The sequence below is a fragment of the Trichocoleus sp. DQ-U1 genome (assembly GCF_039961925.1).
In the GTDB taxonomy this organism is placed as follows: Bacteria; Cyanobacteriota; Cyanobacteriia; order Cyanobacteriales; family FACHB-T130; genus FACHB-T130.
The window spans coordinates 1-3,356 of the sequence record NZ_JAMPKB010000165.1; the positions used below are offsets into that span (position 1 = coordinate 1).

At 47.6% G+C, this 3,356-nt stretch carries 2 protein-coding genes and 1 rRNA gene; all 3 read right to left on the bottom strand.

The genetic code is table 11. From position 1 onward, the window contains the following. Positions 1-220: 220 nt before the first annotated feature. Positions 221-1,567 carry a 3-phosphoshikimate 1-carboxyvinyltransferase gene (aroA, locus tag NDI34_RS27940; RefSeq protein WP_348234474.1) on the bottom strand — a complete coding sequence of 449 codons (1,347 nt, stop codon included), beginning with the start codon at positions 1,565-1,567 and terminating at the stop codon, positions 221-223. A gap of 202 nt (positions 1,568-1,769) precedes the next feature. Continuing rightward, the gene (locus NDI34_RS27945; protein ID WP_348234473.1) at positions 1,770-3,107 is read right to left on the bottom strand and encodes a hypothetical protein; all 1,338 of its coding nucleotides are present in this window, start codon (positions 3,105-3,107) and stop codon (positions 1,770-1,772) included. A gap of 137 nt (positions 3,108-3,244) precedes the next feature. Further along, positions 3,245-3,356: ribosomal RNA gene (gene rrf / locus NDI34_RS27950) — 5S ribosomal RNA — on the bottom strand; the annotation flags it as partial.

The window sequence follows — 3,356 nt, forward strand, 5'->3', positions numbered from 1 at the left end:
GATGTTGCAGTTCTTCCGTTGTCTCTTGGACTGCCACTTTGAACTGATTTGCCATTCCTACACCTACCCTGTTGCTTTCTTCAATTTAGTGCATCTTCATTGGAAACTGGTATAAGAAGCCCTCTCTCAATATCAATGCGTTTTTCCTCCCTTCGGCTTAACCCGAACTCAGGTTAACTAGGGTGAAAACGCAAATGCTGTAAGCATCTGAGCTTAAATATCACTTGATAATCCCGATTAAGGATTGAAAGAAGTCAGGGTAAGAAATAGCCGCGGCTTCCGCACGCCCAATTGTGGTAGTGCCTTCTGCATTAAGGGCAGCAATTGCTAAACTCATGGCAATTCGATGGTCGGTATGACTATCAACATCAGTGCCGATGAGAGGAGTGCCCCCCGTAATTTCTAACCCATCGGGTCTTTCTGTAACCTTGGCACCCATGCGGTTGAGCTGAGATGCCATAACGGCAATGCGATCGCTTTCTTTGACCCGCAACTCTGCTGCATCTCGAATGACAGTAGTTCCTTGGGCAAACACTGCCGCTACAGCCAAAATTGGAATCTCATCTATCAGGCGAGGAATTAGAGTACCAGCAATTTCACATGCCTTAAGGCTACTGGAACGTACCCGCAAATCTGCGACTGGCTCACCCGCGACAACCCGCTGATTTTCCATTTGAATGTCAGCGCCCATCTTCTCCAGAGCTTCCAGAATGCCGGTGCGAGTGGGATTAATCCCAACATTTTCAACACATAACTCCGAACCCGGTACAATCGCCCCAGCAACCAGCCAAAAGGCAGCTGAGCTAATATCCCCGGGCACTACCACCGGCTGCCCTTGCAGCTTGGCTGAGCCAGTAATGGTGACGCTATTGGTTTCTGGATCGATGCTGAGTTCTGCCCCGAAAGCTTTGAGCATCCGTTCGCTGTGGTCGCGGGAGAGGGCGGGTTCGGTAACGGTAGTTTGTCCTTCCACCATCAATCCAGATAGGAGGATACAAGATTTGACTTGTGCTGAGGCAATCGGGGAGTGATAGTGAATCGGTCGCAGTTGTTGTCCTTGAATTGCCAGAGGAGCTAAAGAGCCGTTCTGACGTCCCCAAATTTGAGCGCCCATCTCTTGTAACGGTTTGACAACGCGGGACATTGGGCGCGAGCGCAGCGAGCTATCCCCTGTCACCGCAAAAAAACGTCCCGGATGAGAGGCGAGAAGCCCCAGCATCAGCCGCAAGGTAGTACCTGAGTTACCGGCATCCAAAACTGAGGTGGGTTCTTGCAAGCAGCCGAGTCCGATGCCCTGAATTCGCACCATTTCCGGATTCAGTTCCGAAATTTCGGCACCCATCGCCCGAAAACAGCTAGCAGTGCTGCGGGGATCTTCTCCCAAGAGAAGTCCCTGAATGGTGGTTTCTCCTTGGGCGATCGCTCCCAACATCAAAGCCCGGTGGGAGATAGATTTATCCCCTGGTACCCGAATACGTCCCTGCAAGGATAGCCCTGCTGCGGGATTCTGAATGATTAAACGATCCTGATTTTCAGTGTTTTTTAGCGTGACAACTGCGGCTGGCATGAAGAGGGACTGGGATGAAGTTGCAAATAGTGATTCTACCAATTGCTGACACTGAAGATAGCACTGGAGTTATAGCAGTTCTCGATTGGGTTGCGATACATCTGTAGGGGCATGGCAATCAAAAAGCCCCTACCAAACCTTAGAACCCCAATACATTCCATCCAACTGAGAAGTGCTACAGTAACCACTTCAGCCCCAATCGCTACTTTTGAAAGCCTATTCCTATCTTCTTTTTACTCTTGCCCTTAGATTTTGATTTATTAACATCTGCCAGCGCTTCCTGAAATAAATCATGTAAATGCACTGGCACACTGGCAATCTCCGGTAAATCAGGCTCTAACGCCTTGTTATATTCTTGGAGTAAAGCGTCTAAATCGCGGTCAATTTTCAATTCTGGACGCTGTAACACTGTTTTCAACAGCTTTTCCATTTGGGCTGGATAAGTTTCGGCTAAGCGATGCCAAATGAAGGCATTAATCGTCGAGTCTTCTAGATACTGACGAACCAGCTTCTCAGTGTTTTCAATGTTGTTCTGCCAGTCTTCTGCTTCTAGCATTGCCTTGAACCGGCTGTATGTAGGCAGAAATATTTGACCCCAACGAGGATGGGTGAGGGCTGTTAGCTGTTCGGCTTTCTTGAGATTTGCAGGCAACTCAACTTTAGGTGTCACCATCTTAGTTGGGTTTTTGCTGTCAAACATCTGAGCGATCGCTTTTGAATCGGCACCTGATTCTTCTGCGGCTGCTTTCATTTCCTCTTCTGTAACCCCAGCTTCTGCGGCTATTTCCGAGAGCGATTTATTTTCATCAATGCCTGCCGCTGCTAAGCGTTTCTTAGTTAGTAATTCCTGAAATTCTTCTATCCTCTTATTCATCTGGTACCCAGGCATTACGACTTCGTCGCTACCAAAAAAGCTCAGAAAATCCTGGTGATATTGTTCTACTGATTGCCATGCCAGTTCTAGAAGTTCTGGAGCGTCACTATAAAGCGATTTGTTGTAATTTTCCTTAAAATTTCCGATTGCCACTGCCAGCTTGGGTTTTCCTAATCTCCCCATTGGGATACAAGGACCAGAAAACATCCAGACGCTCTCGGTTACAGGTGCAATGCGAGTGAGTAAAATTTCTCCCTCTTTAAACCGGCTCATCTCCTGCCATGTTAGAAGCGTGTTTGGCTTGACGATGTAGCGCTTAGCGGTCAGCCAGTTCATCAACTCAAAGCCATCTGATAAGACTTGAAGCGTAGCAAACAAGCCAATGAAGCTGCACCGCCAGCTACTGACTAAGTTGCGATCGTTTTCGGACAATTCTGGCTGGCTCTCCAGAAACAAATCCAAAACGTCTTTATCCCCATCCCCTACTTTTCCTTCAGTTAAGAAGGTATCAATAATTAGGTCTCTTTGTGCAATATCCTGACGCTCTCGGTGTGGCTGAGCAGCGGCATAAGCTTCTAGTGATTGCGCCAGCTCTCCTTCCGCCTCCAAGACAAACTCAATTAAGGCCTGTTTTAATTCATGCGATCGCTCTAATATGGCATCCACAGCTCAATCTCTCGTTCAACAATTCTAGGTTAAAGGTTATTCAAGAAATTAAGCAAAAGTATTTATCCCCCAATACAAAAAGCAAAAAAGCTCACTTGCATCCATAATCATTGGGCAAGAGAGCTTTTTGATAATTAACCTGGCACTGAGCTATTTTCCCAGGCAGTCACCCACCGAGTATCTTCGCCGCAGTTGCGTTTCACCTCCGAGTTCGGGATGGAGTCGGTGTGGTTCCACAACGCTAGTAGC

Excerpts from the sequence above, each read along its gene's own strand:
- aroA (WP_348234474.1), bottom strand. The coding sequence starts at position 1,567 with ATGCCAGCCGCAGTTGTCACGCTAAAAAACACTGAAAATCAGGATCGT.